At 73.1% G+C, this 22,622-nt stretch carries 9 protein-coding genes; 5 read left to right on the top strand and 4 right to left on the bottom strand.

Annotation, left to right across the window (positions count from 1 at the left end; translation table 11 throughout):
• The first annotated feature begins 13 nt into the window (after positions 1-13).
• Together ACH4SP_RS09980 and ACH4SP_RS09975 are read left to right on the top strand one after the other, a co-directional pair.
• Positions 14-4,033 carry an amino acid adenylation domain-containing protein gene (locus tag ACH4SP_RS09980; protein ID WP_398412499.1) on the top strand — a complete coding sequence of 1,340 codons (4,020 nt, stop codon included), beginning with the start codon at positions 14-16 and terminating at the stop codon, positions 4,031-4,033.
• Positions 4,030-13,734 (top strand): amino acid adenylation domain-containing protein, encoded by a 9,705-nt coding sequence (locus ACH4SP_RS09975; RefSeq protein ID WP_398412495.1) that lies wholly within the window; start codon positions 4,030-4,032, stop codon positions 13,732-13,734. The genes ACH4SP_RS09980 and ACH4SP_RS09975 overlap by 4 nt, the downstream gene beginning before the upstream one ends.
• A 105-nt stretch (positions 13,735-13,839) precedes the next feature.
• Here ACH4SP_RS09975 and ACH4SP_RS09970 read toward each other — a convergent pair whose 3' ends face one another.
• On the bottom strand, positions 13,840-15,561 hold the full coding sequence (locus tag ACH4SP_RS09970) for an acyl-CoA dehydrogenase family protein (protein ID WP_398412492.1): 1,722 nt from the start codon (positions 15,559-15,561) through the stop codon (positions 13,840-13,842).
• A gap of 347 nt (positions 15,562-15,908) precedes the next feature.
• Between ACH4SP_RS09970 and ACH4SP_RS09965 the strand changes: the two genes are divergently transcribed.
• The gene (locus ACH4SP_RS09965) at positions 15,909-17,156 is read left to right on the top strand and encodes a cytochrome P450 (RefSeq protein ID WP_398412489.1); all 1,248 of its coding nucleotides are present in this window, start codon (positions 15,909-15,911) and stop codon (positions 17,154-17,156) included.
• A gap of 16 nt (positions 17,157-17,172) precedes the next feature.
• Here the strand turns inward: ACH4SP_RS09965 and ACH4SP_RS09960 are convergent, their stop codons facing one another.
• The gene (locus ACH4SP_RS09960) at positions 17,173-17,721 is read right to left on the bottom strand and encodes a helix-turn-helix domain-containing protein (RefSeq protein ID WP_398412486.1); all 549 of its coding nucleotides are present in this window, start codon (positions 17,719-17,721) and stop codon (positions 17,173-17,175) included.
• A gap of 137 nt (positions 17,722-17,858) precedes the next feature.
• Between ACH4SP_RS09960 and ACH4SP_RS09955 the strand changes: the two genes are divergently transcribed.
• Both ACH4SP_RS09955 and ACH4SP_RS09950 read left to right on the top strand, forming a co-directional pair.
• Complete coding sequence (locus tag ACH4SP_RS09955; protein ID WP_398412483.1) at positions 17,859-18,983, top strand: arylsulfotransferase family protein; 1,125 nt, start codon at positions 17,859-17,861, stop codon at positions 18,981-18,983.
• A gap of 145 nt (positions 18,984-19,128) precedes the next feature.
• Positions 19,129-20,583 carry a uracil-xanthine permease family protein gene (locus ACH4SP_RS09950; RefSeq protein WP_398412481.1) on the top strand — a complete coding sequence of 485 codons (1,455 nt, stop codon included), beginning with the start codon at positions 19,129-19,131 and terminating at the stop codon, positions 20,581-20,583.
• Here the strand turns inward: ACH4SP_RS09950 and ACH4SP_RS09945 are convergent.
• A complete protein-coding gene (locus ACH4SP_RS09945) occupies positions 20,531-21,907 on the bottom strand; it encodes a sensor histidine kinase (RefSeq protein ID WP_398412479.1) in 1,377 nt (458 codons plus the stop codon). The two genes, ACH4SP_RS09950 and ACH4SP_RS09945, sit on opposite strands and share 53 nt — an antisense overlap.
• The gene (locus ACH4SP_RS09940; protein WP_398412477.1) at positions 21,907-22,605 is read right to left on the bottom strand and encodes a response regulator transcription factor; all 699 of its coding nucleotides are present in this window, start codon (positions 22,603-22,605) and stop codon (positions 21,907-21,909) included. Before ACH4SP_RS09940 ends, ACH4SP_RS09945 begins: the two co-directional genes overlap by 1 nt.
• Between the last annotated feature and the right edge of the window lie 17 nt (positions 22,606-22,622).

Raw genomic sequence — 22,622 nt, 5'->3', positions numbered from 1 at the left:
CCATTCCTCTCCTGTGTCCACGGCCGAGCCCACAGGCAGGTCCACGGCCAGAACCACAGCCGAGTCCGCCGCCGAGTTCACGGCGCCGCCGTCCTCGGCACAGCAACGGCTGTGGTTCCTGGCGCAGATGCGGGGAGCGGGCGAGGCGTACCACACACCCCTGGCGGTGGAACTGCGGGGCGAGCTCGACCGCACGGCGCTCGGCCGGGCGCTGGACGCCCTCGTCGACCGGCACGAGGTGCTCCGCACCCGGCTGGTCGCCGTGGCGGGCTCGCCCGTCCAGCGGGTCGACCCGCCCGGTGCGGGCTTCCCGCTCCCCGTACGGGATCTGAGTGCGCATCCCCGCCCCGAGGACGAACTCGCGGACATTCAGCGGGAGCTGGCCACCGCACCGTTCGGCCTGGCGGCGGAGCACCCGGTGCGGGGCTGCCTGGTGGCGCTGGACACCGACCGGCACATACTGCTCCTGACGCTGCACCACATCGCGGCGGACGACTGGTCGGCGGGGATTCTGCGGCGTGAACTCGGCGTCCTGTACGCCGCCTTCGCAGGACCGGAAGGCGGCGCGGGCGACTCACTGCCCGCGCTGCCCGTCCAGTACGCCGAGTACGCCACCGGGCAGCGCGAGTGGCTGGCCGGCGACGAGGCTGCCAGGCAGCGCACTTACTGGCAACGGACCCTCGACGACGCCCCCGTACTCCTGAAGCTGCCCGCCGACCGGCCCCGGCCCGCCGAGCAGGACCACCGCGGCGGGCAGGTGCCCGTCCACTTCGACGAGGAACTGACCGCCGCGCTCAAGGAGTTCGCCCGGCGTCACGAGTGCGCCGTCTCCACGGCCGTCCTCGCGGGCTGGACCCTGGTCCTGTCCCGCCTCTCCGGCCAGCAGGACATAGTGATCGGCACGCCCGCCGCCAACCGGCCGCGCACCGAACTGGCGGGCCTGATCGGGCCCTTCGCCAACATGCTGACACTGCGGACGGATCTCTCCGGCGACGGCGACGGCGATCTGACGGCGGCCGGGCTGCTCACTCACGTGCGCGAGGTGACGCGGTCCGCGCTGGACCACGCGGAGCTGCCGTTCGAGCAGGTCGTCGACGCGGTCAAGCCGCCCCGGAGCCTGGGTCGCACACCGCTGTTCCAGGTGACGTTCGCCTGGCTGGAAGGCGCGGAGGAGGAGGCGTGGGAACTGCCGGGCCTCGACGTGCTGCCGCGTCAGCCGGAGCACACACCGGTCCGGTTCGACCTCTCCCTGTCGCTGGGTGAGGCGGCGGGCCGCATCAGCGGCACCCTCGGCTTCGCCGCCGCGCTGTTCGACGAGTCGACGGCGGAGCGGTACGGACGTCAGCTGCGCCGCGTCCTGGAGCAGCTGACCACCTCCCCCGACCACCGGCCCGTCGCCGAGCTGACGCTCCTCGACGAGGAGGAGCGCAGGCAGCTGCTGGTGGACTTCAACGCCAACCGCACCCCGGTCGCCGGGCCGGGGCTGATCGAGCGCTTCGAGGCGCAGGTGCGGGAGCGCCCCGGGCAGACCGCCGTCGTGCACCGGGGCGAACAGCTCGACTTCGCCGCCCTGGACCGGCGCGCCAACCGCCTGGCGCACGCGCTGCGAGCCCGTGGCGTGACCACCGACCGGGTGGTCGGCCTGCACACCGAGCTCTCCTTGGAGATGGTGGTGGGCATCCTCGGTGTGCTCAAGGCAGGCGGCGCGTACCTGCCGCTGGACCCGACGCTGCCGATCGAGCGGCTGAACGACATGGTGGAGGACTCCGGCTCGGTGGTCGTACTGAGCAACGCGGCGACGCCGCCCGCGGACGACTGGCTGTCCCTCACCGAGGTGGAGGCCGAGTCGGCCGAAGAGGCAGGGGCGGCGGCCCCCGCCCTCTCCGTCCGCCGCGACGATCTGGCCTACGTCATCTACACCTCGGGGTCGACCGGCCGCCCGAAGGGCGTGGCCGCCACCCACCGGGGCATCCTCAACCTCCTCGACTACTGGCTGGACGCCTTCGGTGCCACGCCGGGACTGCCGTCGTCGATGTGGCCCTCCTTCGCCTTCGACGCCTCGGTGCAGGAGTTCATGCTGCCCCTCACCACCGGCGGCATCCTGCATCTGGTGCCGCAGGGCGTGCGCGAGGACCCCGAGGCACTGGTGGGCTGGCTGGACGAGCACCGCATCGTGGACGTGCTGCTGCCGCCCGCCTTCGTCAAGTGGTTCTGCGAGTCGCCGCAGGAGCGGCTCGCCGGTCTCGCGCTGCGCTGCATACGCACCGCGTTCCAGCCGCTGCCCGAGGACAGCATGCACCTGTTGGAGCGGACGCTCCCGGGGCTGTTCGTCCTCTACAGCTACGGGCCCACCGAAACCACGCTGTACTGCACCGCCTACCAGCCGCGCCCGCTCAACCGCCAGTCCCCGATCGGCAGGATGGTGCCCAACCTCCACGCGTACGTCATGGACGAACGGCGCGAGCTGGTGCCGATCGGCGTGACCGGTGAGCTGTACATCGGGGGTGCGGGACTGGCGCGCGGCTATCTGAACAGTCCGGCTCTCACCGCCGACCGGTTCGTGCCCGACCCCTTCGTGCCCGGTGCGCGCATGTACCGCAGCGGGGACCTGGTCCGCTGGCTGCCCGAGGGGCAGCTGATGTTCGTGGGACGCCGCGATCACCAGCTGAAGCTGCGCGGTTTCCGGGTGGAACCCGGCGAGATCGAGGCCACGCTGCGCGACCAGCCCGGTGTGGTCGAGGCGGCGGTACTCACCGACCTCGACGCGAGCGGCGAACCGTACCTGGTGGCCGCCATCAGCACCACGGCGGCCGCGGAGACCGCGGGCAGCCATCCCGTCCCCGACGCGGCGGACAGCTCCCCGGCACGCACCGCCGCAGACTGGCGGGCCGCACTCGCCCGACGCCTGCCGAGCCATATGATCCCGGCCTTCTTCGTCGAGCTGCCGAGCCTGCCGCAGACGGTCAACGGCAAGCTCGACCGCACCGCCCTGCTGGAACTCTCCCGGGCCGCCCGCCCGGCCCAGGTCAACCAGGCCAGCCCGCGCGACAACATCGAGCTGACGCTCTATCAGATCTGGCAACGGCTGCTGCTGCACGCCGACATCGGCATCCGCGACAGCTTCTTCGACATCGGCGGCAGCTCGATCTCCGCCATCAAGCTGGCCCATGCGATCCGCGAGGAGTTCGGCCAGGAGGTACCGCTGCGCGACCTGCTGACCCATCCCACCATCGAGGAACTGGGCGGACTGCTGCGCCGGGGCGCCGACGGGGCGCCGCCGAGCAACCTCCTCACCTTCCGTCCGGGCGACGGCCGCGCCCAGGTGATCTGCGTCCACCCGGCGGGCGGCACCGCCTTCTGCTACCTGTCACTGGCCAAAGCCCTGCCCGACGCCCTCGGCGTCCACGGCATCCAGTCGCCCGGCGTCAACCCCGGCGAGTCCTTCCTGCCCACGGTCGAGGCCATGGCCGAGTCCTATCTGGCGCTGATCGAGCCGCTGCTCGCCTCGGACGGGCCGCTGGTCCTCACCGGGCTCTCGTACGGAGGCCTGGTCGCCCACGAGATGGGCCGCCGCCTCGCCGCGGCGGGCCGCAAGTCGCTGAGCGTGGTGCTGCTCGACACCCCGAGCTCCGAAGGTCCGCAGGCGCGGGCCGGGGGCGAACCGGTGGAGATGGCGGAGTTCCGGGACAAGCTCATCAAGTTCAACGGCATGTACCCGGGCATCGACGACCAGCAGATCGAGCAGTACTTCCACCTCTACAACCACAACCGGCTCACCATGGTCGACCACACGGCGGCGCCGACGTCGGCCAGGACCGTCCTGATCCAGGCCCTTGAGGGCGCGACCGAGGAAGAACTGCGGGAGGTCCGCGACTTCTGGCAGGGCCTCACCGGCAATGACGAGGAGGGCTGCCCGGTCGAGTCGGTGAACTGCGGCCACTGGGACATGCTGGAGTCCGCGGAGGTACCCCGGGTGGCGAAGACGATCGTGTCCGAGCTGGCGAGCTACGGCGAACAGGCGGACCCGGCATGAGCGACCACGCACCCCTTCTCGGGGAGCCCGCCCCCCAGCCCCTGTCCGCCGGTGCCGATCACGGCCCCGGGGTCGACGATCTCGGTGCCGGTACGGGTGCCGATCCCGGCCCCAGCCTCGCCGCGACCGTGCTCGCCCGCGCCCGCAGCCACCCCTCGGCACCCGCGCTCGTGGACGGCACGCACCGCCTCGACTACGCGGAACTGGCGGCCCTCAGCGCTTCGGTCGCCGACGCCCTGCACGCACACGGCGTACGTCCGGGCCAGGCGGTCGCACTCTGCCTGCCCCGCTCCTGGCAGCTGGTGTGCGTCATGCTCGGGGTGCTGCGCCTGGGTGCGGTGGTCGTACCGCTGGACGCCCAGAGCCCACCGGAGCGCCGACGCCACATCCTGACCGACTCGGGCAGCGTGCTGGTGGTGCACGGGGCGGACGGCGCGGGTGACACCGATCAACTGCCGTCCGGCGTCACGCAGTTGACCGTGGACTCACTGCTCGGCTCCCCCACTGGAAGTCCTGGGCACGACGACGACCGGCCCCACACGGGTGCGGCCGACCCTGCGGCACCCTCCTTCCTCTTCTACACCTCGGGAAGCACCGGCCGCCCCAAGGGCGTCGAGGTGCGGGACGCCGGAATCCTGCGCCTCGCCCGGCCCGGCTACCTCCAGCTGACCGAGGGCGCACGGTTCTCCTGCATGTCGAACCCCGCCTTCGACGCGCTCAGCTTCGAGGTCTGGGCCCCGCTGCTGACCGGCGGCTGCTGCGTGATCCTCGACGACGAGACCGCGCAGACGCCCGAGGTGCTGGCCGCCGAGCTCGAACGGCTGCGCATCGACGTCCTGTTCATCACTGTGGCGCTGTTCAACGCGGTGGTCGACAAGGTGCCGCACTGCTTCTCCGGCATCGGCCAGGTGCTCGTGGGCGGCGAGCAGCTCAACGCACGTCTGATCACGCGCTGGTACCGGCACAACAGCACCTCCGGCACCCGCCTGCACAACGTCTACGGCCCCACCGAGGCCACCACGTTCGCACTCCTCCACCCGATCCCCCGGGACTTCGAGGGCGACGTGGTGCCGATCGGCCGCGCACTGCCGGGCACCGGAGCGCTGCCGGTGGCCGACGGCGCTCGGGTGGCAGAACCCGGCGAGGTGGCCGAACTCCACCTGTCCGGCGAGGCGTTGGCGGCGGGCTACCGCAACCTCCCGGAGGAGACCGGGCGCCGCTTCGTCACCCTGCCCTGGTACGACGGCGGAGAGACCCGGTACTACCGCACCGGCGACCTGGTGCGCCGCGACGCCGAAGGCCGCTACACGTACGTCGAACGTGCCGACCGGCAGGTCAAGGTGCGGGGCTTCCGCATCGAGCCGGGCGAGCTGGAGCGGGCGCTCACCGCCCATCCGGCGGTGCGCCAGGCGTACGTGTGCACCCGGCGCGACGCACACGGCGTCAACGAGCTGCTGGCCCACCTGGTGCTGGGCGCCGACCTGTCCTACGACGCGTTCGAGGAGCACCTCGCCGCGGGCCTGCCCGCGTACATGCGCCCGCACCGCACGTACCTGGTGGCGGAACTCCCGCTCAACTCCAACGGCAAGGTCGACCGGGAGGCGCTGCTGCGCGACGCCGGCACGCCCTGGCGGCGGACCGGGGCGGGCGACCTCCCCGGTCCCGGTGCCGGGTCCGAGCCCACGGAGTGGCAGCGCGCGGTGCTCCAACTTGCCAGTGAGATCACGGGTGTTGACGGCCTGCGCCCCACCGACCGCTGGATAGCCGTCGGCGGCGACTCGCTCAAGGCGCTGCGGCTGCGCTTCGAGGTGCGTGGGCGCTGGGGGGTCGAACTGCCCCAGGCCCTCGTACTGCGGGCCGACTTCGCCGAGCTGGCTGACGTGATCGACGCGGGTCGCCGCACCCGGGGCCGTGACGACAACGTTTCCCTCTACCCCCGTCCGGCCGCCCCCGCCGGGGCCCGGTCCGCCCCCGCCACCGCCGAACAGCAGCGGCTCTGGCTCCTCCAGCAGCAGGATCCCGCCTCCCGGGCGTACCACGTGCCGCTCGCCTTCCAGGTGGACGGCGAGGTCGACGCGGCCGCGCTGCGGGAGGCGCTGCGGGGCCTCGTGGTCCGGCACCCGGCGCTGCGCACCGCCTTCGAGGCCGGGCCCGAAGGGCTGCGCCAGGTGGTGGCCGAACCGTACGACCCGTGGGTCGGGCCCGGCCCCGAGGCCGTCCGCGACGAAGCGGGCCGCTCCGCCTTCACCGCCCAACTCTTCGACAGCGCCTTCGACTTGAGCCACGGCGAACTTTTCAGGGCGTGCTGGCTGCCCGGCCCCGGCGGCGGTGAGCTGCTGCTGTCCCTGCACCACATCGCGGTCGACGGCTGGTCGCTCAACGTCCTGTTCGGCGACCTGTCGGACGGCTACGCCCACGCCCAGGCCGCCGCGCGCGGCGAACGGCCGCAGGGCCCGGCAGTCGCGGACGCCCCGACGCCGCTCGACTACGCCGCCTGGCAGACCGAGTGGTTCACCCGCGACGCCTACCGCACACAGCGCAGCGAACTGCGCGCCGCCTACGGGGAGTGGGAGGCTCCGGCCGCGGACGAGCAGAGCGGCCCCCTGGAGCCCGTCCACGCAGCGGACGGCGACACCGGGCGCCTGCTGCACACCACGCTCGACGCGGGCCGTCGTGCCGCGCTCGACCGGCTCTGCGGCGAACTCGGCCTCACCCGGTTCCAGGTGCTCCTCGGCGTGTACGCCTGGAGCCTGTACGGGGTCACCGGACGCACCCGCCTCCGGGTCGCGGCCCCGGTGGCCAACCGGCCGGTCCAGGAGTTCGAGTCCGGGGTCGGCATGTTCGCCAACACGGTGCTGCTGCCCTGCGAGTTGGACGTGCGCGAGCGGCTGCGTCCGCTGCTGCGGCGGCTCGGCTCCATGTCGCGGGCGGTCCTCGACCGCCAGGACGTGACGCTGGCCGACGCACTGAGTGACGCGTCGGCCGACGGCAGGGGCGGAACCGGGGAGACCCCCTTCGACTTCCTCTTCGTACTGGAGAACACCGACTTCGGCGCACTGGCCGTCCCCGGCTGCCGGGTCCGTCCGCGCTGGCCCGAACCGACCGCCGCGAAGTGCCCGCTGACCCTGTCGGTGGTCGAGCGCGCCGCACTGACGGACGACGAGCCCGCGAGCGCGCTCGACTGCCTGTGGGAGTACGACGCCCGCTACTTCGACGCCGGTGAGGTGGCGGCGATGGCGGGGCTGTTCCGCGACGGCCTCGACCGTCTCACGGCGGAGACCGCCGACCCCTCGCCGGCCGACCCCTCGCTGGCCGAACTCGTCGCCCCGTACCGGCAGCAGCTGCCCGAGCCCGGCCGTGCGGCCCCGCTGCCGCCGGTCTTCACCACCGTCGCCGAGGGGTTCGACCAACAGGTCCGCCGTACACCCGACGCACCCGCGCTGGTGACCGGCGAGCGGACTCTGACGTACGCCCAACTCGACGCCCACGCGGCCGGGTTGGCTGCCGAGCTGCGCCGTGAGCACCCGCTGCCCGAAGGGGACGGGAGCCCCCGCTGCGTCGCGCTGTACCTCCAGCCGTCGGACACGCACGTGGTGGCGCTCCTCGCGCTGGCCCGGCTCAATGTCACCGCCGTCCCGCTCGACCCCTCGTACCCTCCGGCCCTGCTGCGGCAGATCCTCGCCCAGGTGGAACCGCTCTGCGTGCTGGTGGCCGGCGGCGACACGGACGCGCTCGACGGGATCGCGCCGGACTCGCTGCCGCGCCGCCCCGTCGTGCTCGCGCCGCGTCCGCCGTCGGCCGCCTCACAGCTGGCGTACGCGGCCCACGACGGGCGGCGGCCGCTGTACACGCTGTTCACCTCGGGCTCCACCGGCGCCCCGAAGGGGGTGCAGGTACCCGACCGCACCCTGTGCAATCTGCTGCAGTGGCAGCAGGAGGCGGGCGGCCCGGCCGGACCGGCCGTCACCCAGCAGTTCTCCATGCTCTCCTTCGACGTCTCCTTCCAGGAGATCTTCAGCACCCTGTGCGGCGGCGGCCGTCTGCACCTGGTGCGCCCGCAGTGGCGGCAGGACGCCCCGGCGCTGCTCGACCAGCTCGAAGCGGCGGGCGCCGAGCGCATCTTCCTGCCGTACGTGGCGCTCCAGCTCCTCGCCGAGCACGGCGTCCGGCTCGGCCGCTACCCCTCGCGGCTGCGCGAAGTCGTCACCGCGGGCGAGCAGTTGCTGTGCACGGACGCGATCAGGCGATGGTTCGCGGGGCTGCCAGGCGCCCGTCTGTTCAACCACTACGGGCCGACCGAGACCCATGTGGTCAGCGCTCTGTGCCTGGAAGGCGATCCGGCCGGCTGGCCGCAGCGCCCGGCCATCGGCACGCCGGTGGCGGGCGCCTGGCTGCGGGTGGTCGACGCCGCCGACCAGCCGGTGCCGCCCGGCCGTCCCGGCCGCCTGCTCATCGGCGGCCCCATGGCTGCCCCCTGCTACACCGGCGACAACCGTCTCAACGAGGACCGCTTCGTCGACCTGCCGGGGCTCGGCACCTTCTACCGCAGCGGCGACCTGGCGCACTTCGACCACGAGGGCCTGCTGCACTACCGGGGCCGGGACGACCAGCAGATCAAGCTGAGCGGCCACCGTCTCGAACTGGGCCAGATCGAGGCGGCTCTCCTGCAGCACGCGGAGGTCGTCAACGCCGTGGTCGGGCAGGAGCAGGGCGGACGTCTCGTCGCGTGCCTGCACGTGCGCGACACCGCCGCGGCCCCCGGTCACGAGGAGCTGGTCCGGCATCTGACGCCGCTGCTCCCCTCGTACGTACGCATCGACCGCTTCCGGATCCTGGAGCGGCTGCCCCTCACCCCGAGCGGCAAGCTGGACCGGCGGGCGGCGCTCGCCGCGCCCGGCGAGGAGTTGCGGCCGGGGGCCGGCGCCGCCGTGCCCGACCGGCCGGTGCTGTCGCCGCGCGAGGCCCGGCTCACGGAGCTGTTCGAGGAGGTGCTCGGCCTGCCCGTACGGCCGGACGAGCGGTTCTTCGACGCGGGTGCGTCCAGCCTCGGCCTGATGCGCTTCCATCTGCGCTGCACCGCCGAGCCCGATCTGCGCTTCTCGATCCCGGACCTCTTCGAGCACGTCACGGTCCGCCGTCTCGCGGCCTTCCTCGACGGTCAACAGCCGAGCAGCGCCAAGGTCGTTGACGAGCCGTCAGCTGCCGAGCCGTCGTACACCGCTGCCGAGCCGATCGCCGTCGTCGGCATGGCCGTACGCGTGCCCGGCGCCGACGACCTGGCCGCCTTCTGGGAGTTGATACGCACCGGGAGGCGGGGCATCGAGCACTTCGAGGCCGCCGAGGGCCTCGTCGGGGCGCGCAGCCAGATGTCGGAACTGCTGTCGTTCGATCCGGAGCACTTCGGCATCAGCAGGCAGGAGGCCCGGCTGATGGACCCCCAGCAGCGCCACCTCCTGATGAGCTGCGTACAGGCGTTGTCCCACGCCGGGATCGCGCGGGCCGGGGGTCAGCGCCCGGGGGCCGCCCGGATCGGGCTCGTCGCGGGCTGCGGCGAGAACACGTACTTCCAGTCCCTGCTGCGCGAGGCGGACCCCGAGCGGCTGCCCGACGGCTTCCAGCTGGCGCTCCACCACGAGAAGGACTTCCTCACCACCAAGGTCGCCTACCACCTCGACCTGTCGGGTCCTGCCTTCACCCTGCAGGCGGCCTGCGCCAGTTCACTGGTGGCGGTCCACGTGGCGGCGGGGCTGCTGCGGCAGGGCGACGCCGATGTGATGCTGGCGGGCGGGGTGCTCGTCGACACGCTGCTGACCGACGGCTACGCGTACCGCCCGCAGCACATCTTCTCCGAGGACGGGCACTGCCGCGGCTTCAGCGACGACGCGAGCGGCACGGTCGGCGGGAGCGGCGTGGGCGTCGTGGTGCTCAAGCCGCTGCGGCTCGCACGGCGCGACGGCGACACCGTGTACGCGGTCCTCTCCGGCTCGGCGGTCAACAACGACGGCTCGGGCAAGCTCAGTTACAGCGCGCCCTCGCTGACCGGCCAGCGCGAGGTGATCCGCGCCGCGCTGCGCCGCAGCGGCCGTACGAGCGCCGACCTGGGGTACGTCGAGGCGCACGGCACCGGCACCCCGCTGGGCGACCCCGTCGAGGTCGGCGCGCTGCGGCAGGCCTTCGACCTGTCGGGCGGTGACCGGTGTGCGCTGTCCTCGGCGAAGAGCCAGATCGGGCATCTGGGCGCGGCGGCCGGCGTGGTCGGCCTGGTGCGGGCCGTGCTGGCGGTCCACCACGGGGTGATCCCGCCGCAGGTCGACTTCCGCAGGCTCAACCCGCAGATCGGGTCCGACGCGGCCCCGTTCCACATCCCGACCGAGGCCGCGCCCTGGCCCGCCGGACGGCCGAGGGTGGCCGCGGTGAGCAGCTTCGGCATCGGCGGCACCAATGCCCACCTGGTCCTCGAAGAGGGTGGCCGGGCGGACGGCGAAGGCGCGGAGGTGCACGCCGCCGGGGCGCCGCGCTGCCTGCTGCTCTCCAGCAGCAGCACTCAGGCGCTGCGCGCCGATGCCGCGCGCATCGCCGATCACCTCCGGGCCCGGCCCGAGACGTACGACGAGGTGCTGCGCCATCTCCAGGCCGGACGCCCCCACCGCCGTTGGCGCGCCGCCGCGGTGTGCGCCGACGTGCCGGAGGCGCTGGCCTGGCTGCGTACGGTCGCGGACGGCGGCACGGAGCTGACGGTGACGGCCGTGCCGGGCCCCGCTCCGGGCCCCCTTCCGGGCCCTGCTCCGGGTTCCCGCGAGGGGGAGGAGGCGGACGACGGCCTGCGTGCGGAGGAGCACCCGCCCGCCGTCCTGGTCGAGGCCTGGCTGGCCGCCCGTACCGTCCACTGGGCCGCAGGACCGGCGCAGGCGCCGTGGGACTTCCCGCCGCCCGCCTTCGCGCTCGCCCCCTACGACTTCGAGCGTGCCACCACGTCGGAGGCTCCGGCTGCCCGAGCGTCGGGCAGCGCGTGGCCCGAGCGGATCGGCGAGGCCGACTGGCTGCACCAGCCGCACTGGGTGCGCCTGAGCCGGGCCGCCGCCCGCGAAGTGACGCACAGGCGCGACCTCTTGGTCGTGGTGACGGCCGAGCCGTTGCCGCCCGAGGCGCTGCGGCCCTTCGAAGCGGGGTACGAGCGGGTGGTGGCGGCAGTCGCCGCCGACGGTTTCGCCCGGCTCGCCGACGACGTCTACGAAGTGGACCCCGCCGACCCCGGCTCGCTCCGTCAGCTGCTCGAAACGCTGACCGGGACAGGACGTACCGAGGAGAGCGTCGACTGGCTGCACGCCCTGCCGCTCGCGGTACGGGGGCCGGTCGGCGAGGAGTCGCTCGCCCTTGCCCGGTGGGCCTGCCTGGACGCTCCGGCCGCACTGCTCCGCGCGGCGGCCGAGCTGGCGCACCCGGTGCGGCTGCGCCCGTGGTGGCTCTCGTACGGCGCCCAGCCGGTCGAAGGTCCCGTACAGCGGCCGGAGTTGGGGCTGCTGGCGGGCGCGGCGGAGGTGGCACCGCAGGAGTGCGCCGTCGACGGACGGTGGCTGGACCTGCCGGGCGACGGGGACGGCGACCGGTCCTCCGCCTGGCCCCCGGCCTGGTCTCCCGCTCTGGCGGGCCTGCTCGCCGCGGCTGGGGAGACCGACGGCGGCGGGGCCGGAGCACCGGTGCCGCACCGCCGCCTCGCGCTCCGGCAGGGGTACTGGTGGTACCAGGCGCTGTCGCCCGTACCCGCTCCCCACCCGGCGATGCCGTCCGTCATGCCGTCCGTCGTGCCGTCCGCGGTGCCGTCCGCGGTGCCGTCCGCGCTGCCGGAAGGACCCGCGACGTACGTCCTGCTCGGTGGCACGGGCGGCATCGGCCGGGCGATCGCCGCCTGGTTGCTCGCGGAGTCCGACTGCCGGGTGGTTCTCGTGTCCCGGCAGTCCCTCCTCCCCGAGGAGCTGACGCCGTGGGCGGACCGGGTGGAGCTGGTCGAGGCCGATCTGGCCGTGGCCGCCCCCGAAGAGGTCCTGGCCCTGCTCGACCGGCGCGCCCCTCGGATCGACGGCGTGGTGCACGCGGTGGGCGTGGCGGGCGGTGGGCTGCTGGCCCGGCGCGATCCCGCCGTGCTGCGGTGGACGACGGAGGCCAAGCTGCGCGGTGCGCTGCTCGTAGAGCGGCTGATCGAGCGGCATAGCCCCGGCTTCGCGGTGTACTGCTCGTCGATGTCGGCGCTGTTCGGCGGCATCGGCCAGTTCGACTACGCCGCCGCGAACGGCTCCCTCGACGGCTTCGCCCGGCACAGTTCCGGTGCGGACGGGAGCACGCTGCGCATCGCGCTCGGCTGGGACATCTGGCGCGAGGGCGGCATGGCCGAACGCGCCCTGCACACGGACGCCCGCCATCAGGCACACCTCGCGGTCGGCCTGACAGCGGAGGAGGGGAAGCAGCTGTTCGCACGGGCGCTGCGCCTCCAGCTGCCGCATCTGCTGGTGTCCACCACGGACATCGAACGGGCCCCGGTCTTCTACGCGGGACCGGCCGCCCCGGTACCGGTTCCACAGGACGCGGCCGCCGTACGCGAAGGCGACGGCGAAGCCGACGACGCGGCCGCGCTCCTCTCCGGCTGGCTCTGCCAGTGGCTGGGGCTCACCGAGGAGGAGCTCGACCCCGGGGCCTCCCTGTACGACTACGGCGCCGACTCCCTCACCCTGATCGACCTCATCGTCAAGGTGGAGGAGCACCTCGGAGTGAGCCTCGAACTCTCCGGCCTCAGCCACCGCGTCAGCCTCGACGAGCTCCTGACGCAGCTACAGGTGGACTCCCCTCAAGAGGAGTCCTCCCCGCGGGAACAGGTCGCGCTTGAGGTGTGGCAGGAGGGCACCGGTGCCGACCTGGTGTGCCTGGTCCATCCGGTGGGCGGCGACATCCAGGCGTACCGCGACCTGGTGTCGGCGCTGGACCCGCGCCTCACGGTGTGCCTGATCGCGGATCCCGCCCTGCGCGACCAGACGCCGGAGCACCCCGGCGGAGCTGCGCCGGAGCACCCCGGCGGGGCTGCGGCAGGTCCCGGCCCGGCCTGGTCGCTCGCGGAGCGCGCCAGGCGCTACCACGACGCGCTCCAGGCGCGCTTCCCGCACGGTGAGTGGCGGTGGCAGCTGGCGGGCTGGTCCTTCGGCGCCTGGGTGGCCCACGCCATGGCCGCGGAGGCCGAGGCGGCGGGCCGTCCCGCCGAGGGGCTGCATCTGCTGGACCCGCCGGCGCCGGACGCCGGGCCGCGCTTCCGCACGTACGACGAGGCGGGGATCGAAGCGGTCTTCACGCACGAGCTCAACCACGGCAGACAGGGTCCCGGGTCCGGAGAGGCCGGGCCCAGCGCGGGGGCGCAGGCGTACGCCGAGCGGCTCGCACGCTGCTGCCGGGCCAATCTCGCGGCCATGGCTGAGCACGAACTGCCCGGCCTGACGGGCACGCCCGCCCACCTCTGGCTGGCGAGCCGCCCGGTGGCGGGCCTCCCGGAGCCCGTCTCACCCGATGTCCAACTGGTCGCCTGGAAGGCCGAGTTGCCCCTGCTCGAAGACTTCGGGGCACTCGACGCGACGCACTACGACATCGTCCGCCCGCCGCACACGGGCACGATCGCCGACGCCGTGAACGCGGCGGCGTCCCTCACCGGACCTGCCGGGTAAGGGACGCACCGGCCGCCGAACGAGACCGGCCGGCCATCGGGTCTCCCCCGATGGCCGGCCGGATCGCTGCCGCGACTTCACCGCAGCGCCGCTGCAGCGCCCGTGCTACGGCGCCATCTCGTACGTCCCGGAGAGGGCCGCGACCCGCTCCCAGACCCGGGCCGAGCGGGCCTCGTCCACGGACGGGCGGCGGATCGCGGAGAGCGCCCAGTCCTGCTGCTGCTCGGTCGCGGAGTCCTTGCCGTGCAGCTCCACCGCGTGCGCGGAGAAGTCCCGTACGAGAACGGCGAACAGCTCGTCCAGGACGTCCTCGTCAAGGCCGGTCAACTTCGCCTGCTCCAGGATCAGTTGACCGTGCACGACCAGCGCGAACAGCTGGCCGACGGCGAGCAGCAGGTCGAGGTCGCGGCTCTGCTCCTTGTCGGGGGCCGCGGTGGTGACGAACTCGCAGAGCGCGTCGGCCTGTTCGCGCAGCCGGGCCACGTTGGGGAGGCTCGCGTACGCGTCGAAAGCGGGACGCCAGTCGTGGAAGCGGATGTCGCCGAGGCCGCGGGCCGGGCCCTGACGGAAGAGGAAGTCGTCGTCGGCCGCGTCGAGTCGGGTCGGGACGGGCTCGTACGGGGCCGGGGCGAGGAGGTGGTTGCCCATGAACTTCAGGATCAGGGCGAGGTTGACGTGGACCGTGCCCTCCAGCTTGGGCAGGCCGCGGATCTCGATCGCCGCCTGGGCGAAGTAGTTGTCCTTCTCGAAGCCCTTGGCGGCGATGACGTCCCACATGAGGTCGATGACCTTCTCGCCCTCGGTGGTCACCTTCATCTTCGTCATCGGGTTGAAGAGGAGGTAACGGCGGTCGTCGGGGCCCGCGGTGCGGAAGTAGTCGACGGCGCGGTCGCTGAAGAGCTTCATGCCGACGAGGCGTACGTACGCGTCGGTCAGCTCGCGGCGCACGTGCGGGAAGGCGGTGACGGGACGGCCGTACAGGATGCGGTTGCTCGCGTGGGTGACGGCCTCGTACATCGCGTGCTCGCAGATGCCGATGGAGGCGGTGCAGAGGTTGAACTTGCCGACGTTGACGGTGTTGAGCGCGGCGTCGAAGGCGGCCTTGCCGGTGTGCAGGACGTCGGCGGCGGTGACCGGGTAGTCCTCCAGGCGGAACTCGCTCACGTACTTGGAGGAGTCGACGACGTTCTTGACGAGGTGGTACGCGTCGTGGCGGCTGTCGGCTGCGAAGAAGACGTACCCGTCGGGGCCCTCGACGTCGGTGCGGCGGCCGAAGACGGAGACGAGGCCCGCGGCGTTGCCGTTGCCGATGTAGTACTTGGAGCCGGTGGCGCGGAAGCCGCCGTCGCCGTCCGGGGTCAGCAGCATGTCGGTGTTGTAGATGTCGGCGCCGTGGGACTTCTCGGAGAGACCGAAGGCGAACACCTCGCCCTGGTCGAGGAGTTCGGCCGCGCGGCTGCGGGCGGCGGCGTTGTCGCTCTGCCAGACGGGGCCGAGGCCGAGGACGGTGACCTGCCAGGCGTACCAGTAGTCGAGTCCGTAGAAGCCGAAGATCTCGTTGAGGGCGGCGATACGGGCGGTGTCCCACCGCTTGTCGGGGTTGCCCCCGGCCTCTGCGGCGGGGGTGAGGAAGGTCGCGAAGAGCCCTTCCTTGGCGGAGAACGCGAGGAAGTCCGCCAGCCAGGCGCGGGTGCGGTAGTCCTCGATGAGCCTGCGCTTGCCGCGCGCCTCGAACCAGTCGACGGTGGCGCGCAGCAGCCTGCGGGTCTCCGCGTCGAAGCCCTGGGGGTCGTACGTGTGCGGGTTGAACAGGAGGGACTCGGCCATGAGGGTCCGCCTTTCGCGTGGGGGGTCGCCGATCAGTGGGGCCGACGGCGAGAGGCGTATCGCGTGGTCGAGTCCCCTGCTGCGATCTTCCTATGCAACTTGTTGCACAAACAAGCCGCGACACCCGGGTGAGACACGGCTCACCCGACCGGGACTCACCCGGCCAGGACTCACTCGACCGGGAGCGTCGCCCGCCGGTCCGCGCGTCACCCTCCGGTCCGCGCGTCGCCCTCCGGATCGCGCGTCACCCTCCGGTCCGCGCGTACGGACGCGCGGTCGGGGGCAGCATGGAGAACGATGCCGAACCCCGGCTCCCTCCGTCGTCCCCCTTCCGCAGGAGGCACCCCATGGGGCCGGACCGCGTCACCCTCGATCCCGACCTGGACCTCCGGGAGCAGGCACGGATCCTGCGCGCCCACGGCAGTGTCGTACCGGCCCGGTGGCCCGGCGGTGTGGACTGCTGGGCCGTCGTCGGATTCGCGGAGCTGGAGGAGGTCCTCACCCGGCCGCTGTTCGCCCGCTCCCCCGCCCACTGGCGGGCGTTGCGCGACGGGGAGGTTCCCGCGGACTGGCCCATGCTCGACCACCTCAACCGGCAGTGGATGCTGACGTCCGACGGCGCGGACCACTCCCGGCTGCGCAGGGCGGCGGCCGGGGCCTTCGCGCCGCGCCGGGTGAAGGCGCTCGTCCCCACGGTGACCGAGACCGTGGAGCGACTGCTCGACGGCCTCGACCCGAGGTCCCGACCGGTGGATCTGCGTGCGGAGTTCGCCCTGCCGCTCGCCCTGAACGTGCTGTGTTCGCTGCTCGGCGTCCCCGCCGACGAACAGCCCCGGGCCACCTCACTGGTCTTCCGCGCCCTGTCCCGGGCAGCCCTGCCTCCGGAGGAGTCGCGGCTGCTGAGCGCCGAGATCCGCGCCTACCTCGACCATCTGCTGGACCGGCCGGTCGCGCCGGGCGCGGACGGCGGGCTGGTCACCGTGCTCAAGGAGGCGGCGGAAGCCGGGGACGGGCTCAGCCCGCAGGAGGCCAGGGACACCCTCTGGCTCTTCCTCGGAGCCGGCTTCGACACGACCGTGTCCGCCCTGGTCAACGCGGTGCGCGCGCTGCTGGAGCATCCCCGCGAGCTGGCGCGCGTCCTCGAAGGGGCCGTGTCCTGGGACGAAGTCGTCGAAGCGGCCCTGAACTTCGACGCGAGCGTGTTCTCGCTGCCGTTCGCCTTCCCCCGCGAGGACGTGCCGCTGGGCGGGCGGCGGATCCGCGCGGGCGACGCACTGCTGCTGTGCTACGCGGCGGCGAACCGCGACCCGGCCCGGGGGGCGTCCCGCGAGGCGTCCCCCGACGGCGGGGACGGAGACAGGGACGCGAACGGGGACGACGGCACCTTCCGGCTGCCCGGCCCCGAGGGCCCGCACCTCGCCTTCGGCCGGGGCCCGCACTTCTGCCTGGGCGCACCGCTGGCCAGGCTCCAGCTCCGTACCGCCCTGTCGGCCCTCTTCGCCCGCTTCCCGGAACTCCGGCCGGCCGCCCCGCCAGGCCCTCCGCCTCGGACGCTGACGATCAGCACGGTCACCTCGCTCCTGGTGTCCGCCTGACCCCCGACCGCGTGGGTCAAAGGTCGCCGCCGTCCGAGACGGCCACCAGCAGGACCCGGGTTTCCGGGCTCGTCGCGCGCCAGCGGTGGCGCACGCCGCCCGTGAGGTAGAGGGTGTCGCCGCGGTCGAGCACGATCGTGCGGCCCTCGGCGTGCACCTCGGCCGTGCCGTCCGCCACGTACATCAACTCGTCGTTCTGGTGCAGGAATTCGCGGTCCGCGTGCTGGGTCCCGGTGAATTCGAGGGCGTGCATCTGGCGGTTGCCCCGGACCAGCGGGCGCACCCCGGTGTCGGAGGCCAGGCCCGCGTCGTCCTGGGCGCGGACGACGTGCAGGGGGTTTCCCGCGTCGTGGGCGGCCGCCATCAGCTGGACCGCGGTGGTCTGCAGGCCGTCGGCTATGCGCTGCAGGGAGCGGATGCTGGGCCTGGCGCGTTCGTTCTCGATCTGGCTGAGGAACGGCACCGACAGGCCGCTGCGGTCGGCCAGCACCGCCAGCGTCAGGTCCAGCGCCCGCCGACGGCGGCGCACCGCACCGCCGAGCCCGCGCCCCTGCGTTTCTTCCATGGTCGTCACCTCACCCCTGGTGATCACCATACGCAGCGTCGCCGGAGGTTTCGTACTCCTGTCACACCGCTGACACACAACTCCCCTACGTTCAAAGGCATTCCACTGAGTCAAAGAAATTCTGACAAGGAGTCGTCGTGTCCTCCGTCGACCAGAACCAGCGCCGCCGCCGCGGCACCGGCCTCATCGCCCTCGACCCCGACCTCGCCTTCGAGGGCCTCACCCTCTTCGCGCCGCTCACCGGCGGCGGAGCGGTGCACCTGATCAACCTGCGCGGCGAGAGCGTCCACAGCTGGCGGCTGCCGTACCGGGCCGGTCGGCACGCGCGGATCCTGCCCGGCGGGAACCTGGCCCACAACGGCGTACTGCCCGGTGAGGAGGCGCTGTTCCCGATGTGGCACAAGTACCGGGGCGGGGTCCTCGGTGTGTACGCGCCCGACGGGACGCCGCTGCGCGAGCACCTCGACCCCCTGCAGCACCACGACGCCCACCACCTGGACGACGGCGGAATCCTCTACACCGCCGTCGAACCCCTCACCGGGGCACGGGCGGACGGTGTACGGGGAGGTGTGGCGGGCTCCGAGGCGAAGGGCGGGACCGTCTGGGCCGACACCCTCACGCAGGTGGCGGCCGACGGCACCGAGGTCTGGTCCTGGCGGGCCTCCGAGCACCTCGACCGCGAGGAGTACGCCCTGCATCCCGACTACGCGCGGGAGCACTGGCCGCTGATCAACTCCGTCGTCCCGCTGGCGGACGGCAACATCCTGGCGAGCCTGCGCAGCGTCTCGGCGGTCGTCGTCATCAGCCGCGCCACGGGGGAGGTCCTGTGGCGCACCGATCCGGGCACCGTCTCCCAGCAGCACCACCCCACTGAGCTGGCCGACGGCAACTTCCTCGTCTTCGACAACGGCGTCTTCCGGCCGGGGCACGACGTCCCGTACTCACGGGTGATCGAGATTGACCGGGTCACCAGGGAGGTGGTGTGGGAGTACCACGACCCCGCCAGGGAGTCGTTCTTCGCGCCCTTCATGGGGTCAGCGCAGCGGCTGCCCAACGGGAACACCCTGGTCACCGACTCCCCGGCGGGGCGTCTGTTCGAAGTCACGGCCGGGGGACAGGTGGTGTGGGAGTACGTCGTGCCGTACTTCGGCGGCTACGAGGAGTCCGAGGTCCGCGGCCTGTTCCCGGCCGAGCCGAACGCGGTCTTCCGCGCGTACCGGTACGCGGCGGACGAACTGCCGTGGCTGGAGGGCGGGCTGTGACCTCGAACGGCCGACTGCCCCGACCGGGGAGGCCCGTATGCGACCCGGCCAGGAGGGCGCCGTGCGCGCCCGGCCGACCGACTGTCCTGGCCGGAGGCGGCGTTGTGACCGGTTCCGGCCAACTGCCCGAGCAGGGAGGCGCGTGGTGACCCCGGCCCGCACGACCACGACCACGCCCACGACCACGCCCACGCCCGCGACCGCACCCCGCTCCCTCGCCCCGGCCGACGAACGGGTCCCCCTCGGCCGCCTGGTGCCCCTGGCGCTCCAGCACGTCCTGGCGATGGCCGCCGCGCCCATATCGACCGTCTTCCTGACCTCCGCCGCCCTGCACCTGTCCCCCGCCCGCACGGCGTCGCTGCTCAGCGCCGTTCTCGTCCTGTGCGGTGCCGGATCGCTGCTCCAGTCGCTCGGGGTCTGGCGCGTCGGGGCGCGGCTGCCGTTCGTGATGCTGCCGGGCGGTGCCGCGGCCGCACTGTTCCTGCAGATCGCCGCCGATCACGGTCCGGCCGTCGCCACCGGTTCGGTGCTGCTCGCCGCGGCGCTGCTGCTGGCCGTGCTGCCGCTCTACGCGCGGATCGTACGCCTCTTCCCGCCGCTGGTCATGGGCGTCACGGTGCTGCTGATCGGCATCGCCATGGTGCGCGTGGCCGCCCAGCTCATCACCGGGCCGACCGGGGCCGCGCCGCCCGGATCCGTCGTACTCGCGGGACTGACGGTGGCCGTCACCCTCGCCGCGTACCTGCTGATGCGCGGAGTGTGGCGGCAGAGCGCGGTCCTCATCGGGATGACGGCCGGCACCGTCATCGCCGTGACGAGCGGGCTCGGCGCTTTCGGCCCGGCCGCCGGCAGCGGCTTCGCGCTGCCCGACCTCTTCCCTTACGGGACACCGCGGTTCGACGTCGTCGCCGCCCTCCCCCTGCTGATCTTCAGCCTCACCACGCTCGCCGAGATCACCGGCCAGACGGTCCTGAACAGCGAGACCGCGGGCCGCGAAGCCGCTCCCGGCCGCGACGTCCCGAGGGTCGCCCGCGCCGACGCGCTGATGTCACTGCTCGGCGGAGTCTGGGGCACGTCCCTGATGGTGACCAGCTCCGAGAACATCGGCATCACCCGTCTCACCGGTGTACGCAGCCGGTACGTGACCGCGGCGGCCGGCGTCCTCCTCGTCGCGGTGGGCCTGCTGTCCCCCGTCTCCCGCCTGGTCGCCGGTGTGCCGCCGGCCGTGGTCGGCGGCTCCGCGCTCGTGGTCTACGCGCTCATCGCCGTCATGGGCGTCCAGATGCTCGCCAGGTCCGACCTGGCCCGGCAGGGTCAGTCGATGGTCGCGGCGCTCGCCCTGGCCGTCGGGCTGCTGCCTGTGGTCGCCCCTCAGCTCTACGCGGGCTTCCCGTCCTGGGTCCGCACCGTGCTGGGATCCGGAGTCGTCGCGGGCACGCTCACGGCGGTCCTGCTGCACGCCCTCCTCACGGCGGTCGGCCGACGGGAACCCCTCAGGGCTGCCGGCCGACGCAAGTCCCTCACGGCCGCCGGGCGGCGCGAATCCCTCACGGCTGCCGGGCGGCGCGCGCCCGGAAGCCGGGACGACGCGACCCCGTGACCGGCTCGCCCGAGCCGTCGGGACCGTCGGGCGGGAGGACGAAGCCGACCTCCGCGCCTCCCCCTGCGGCGCCTTCGGCGAACACCGTGCCGTCGTCGGCCGTGATGATGTCGTGCACGATCGCGAGACCCAGCCCCGAGCCGGGGGTGGCCTGCGTGCGGGAGCCCCGGTAGAAGCGGTCGAAGACGGCGGCGCGCTCGTCCGCCGCGATGCCGGGGCCCCGGTCGCGCACCGAAAGGCGGCAGCCTTCGACGTGCACGGTGACCGGGGTGTCCTCGGGGCTGAACTTCACCGCGTTGCTGAGGAGGTTGTCGACGCACCGCTGCACCGCGCGCGGCCGGGCCCGTACCGGAACAGGGGCGTCGGTGGTGACCGAGATCGTGCGGCCGGTCCTGGTCCGGTGGCGGTGTGCGGTGTCCTCGGCCAGGGCGGCCAGGTCGACCGCGGCCTGGTCCTCGTCCGTGTGTCTGTCGGTGGCCAGCTCGACGAGTTCCCGTACGAGGTCGTCGAGGGCCGCCGTCTCGGTGACCAGGGTGGTGAGGATCTGCGCCTCGTCCCGGGGGTCGAGCCTGCCGCGGGCCCGTTGCAGGAGCTCGGCACTGCCGCGCACCGAGGTCAGCGGGGTGCGCAGCTCGTGGCTCGCGTCCTGGACGAGCTGCTGCTGCTGGGTGCGGGAGCGGCGCAGTTCCGTGAGCATCGCTTCGAAGCTGCGGGTCAGCTGGCCGATCTCGTCGGACCCGGCGGGCGGCAGCGCGGTGGAGAGGTCCCGGGTGGTGGTGATGTGCCGGGTGATACGGACCAGCTGACGGACAGGGCGCAGGATCCGGCCCAGTACGAGCCAGCTCAGCAGCGCGGAGAGGCTGAGGGCGGCCGCCGTGGTCCAGGAGATGCGCCAGAGGAACGCGTCGTCGACGCTCGCGGCGCCCTCGTAGCTCTGCCCGACCGTGACCGCTCCCCCGCCGGGCAGCGGCCGGGTCAGGGTGCCGTACTCGGTTCCGCCGACGACGACGTCCTCACGGCTCTCCCCCCGTCCTGTCCCGGCCACCCGCAGGGCTGCCGCGGAGACCGGCAACTCCCGCCCGCCGGGGGCCAGTTGCCGTACGGCCCCCTGGGCGGACACGACCTGTTCGGTCATGTCCTTCCGGGGCTGCGGGGTGAGGCCGGCGGCGAGCAGGGTGACGACCGTGTTCGTACGGTCGTCGAGCCCCCGGTCGAGTTCACCGGAGACCAGGTCGCTGACGCCCCGGTAGGACATGACGGCCGCCAGGGCCATGGCGAGCGCGGCGGCCGCGACGACGACCGCGGTGACTCTGGTACGGAGCATCACGCGGCCCGGAGGGTGTAGCCGACGCTGCGCACGGTGTGGATCAGCCGGGGTTCGCCGCCCTGTTCGGTCTTCTGGCGGAGATAGCCGATGTAGACGTCGAGGGAGCGGGAGGTGGTGTCGAAGTCGAAGCCCCAGATGCGCTCGTACATCTGGGACCGGGTGAGCACCGTGCCCGGGTGGCAGAGCAGCAGTTCCAGTACGTCGAACTCGGTCTTGGTCAGGTCCAGTTGGCGCGTGCCACGGAAGGCCTGCCGCGCCTCGGGGTCCAGGGTGAGGTCGGCGAGCGCCAGCACCCCGCTGCCCTCGGCCGGTTCGGTGCGCCGCAGCAACGCCCGTATGCGGGCGAAGAGTTCCTCGGTGGCGAACGGCTTGGCCAGGTAGTCGTCGGCGCCCGCGTCGAGGCCCGCCACCCGGTCGCCGACTTCGTGACGGGCCGTCAGAACAAGTACGGGCAGCCGGTCGCCGCGCCTGCGCAGCATCCGGCACAGGCCGAGGCCGTCGAGGTTCGGCATGACCACGTCCAGCACCGCCACGTCCGGCCGTTCCCGTTCGAGGAGACCGAGGGCCTCCAGTCCGTCGGCGGCCAGCAGCACCTTGTAGCCCTCGAAGCGCAGCAGTTGATCCAGGGTGCTGCGCACTCCGGGATCGTCCTCGGCGACCAGCACCGTCCGACGGTGCCCCGTTTCCTCTGTCATGTGATCATCTTCGTCGG

The organism is Streptomyces sp. NPDC021093 (genome assembly GCF_044333135.1).
Lineage (GTDB): Bacteria > Actinomycetota > Actinomycetes > Streptomycetales > Streptomycetaceae > Streptomyces.
Note: the sequence above shows the minus strand (reverse complement) of the source record. Positions and strands in the feature narration are given on the sequence as shown.

Bases quoted from the DNA above. Each gene is read 5' to 3' on its own strand.
- ACH4SP_RS09965 (WP_398412489.1), top strand. From the start codon at position 15,909: ATGGGGCCGGACCGCGTCACCCTCGATCCCGACCTGGACCTCCGGGAG.
- ACH4SP_RS09960 (WP_398412486.1), bottom strand. From the start codon at position 17,721: ATGGAAGAAACGCAGGGGCGCGGGCTCGGCGGTGCGGTGCGCCGCCGT.
- ACH4SP_RS09945 (WP_398412479.1), bottom strand. From the start codon at position 21,907: ATGCTCCGTACCAGAGTCACCGCGGTCGTCGTCGCGGCCGCCGCGCTC.
- ACH4SP_RS09940 (WP_398412477.1), bottom strand. From the start codon at position 22,605: ATGACAGAGGAAACGGGGCACCGTCGGACGGTGCTGGTCGCCGAGGAC.
- ACH4SP_RS09975 (WP_398412495.1), top strand. From the start codon at position 4,030: ATGAGCGACCACGCACCCCTTCTCGGGGAGCCCGCCCCCCAGCCCCTG.
- ACH4SP_RS09970 (WP_398412492.1), bottom strand. From the start codon at position 15,561: ATGGCCGAGTCCCTCCTGTTCAACCCGCACACGTACGACCCCCAGGGC.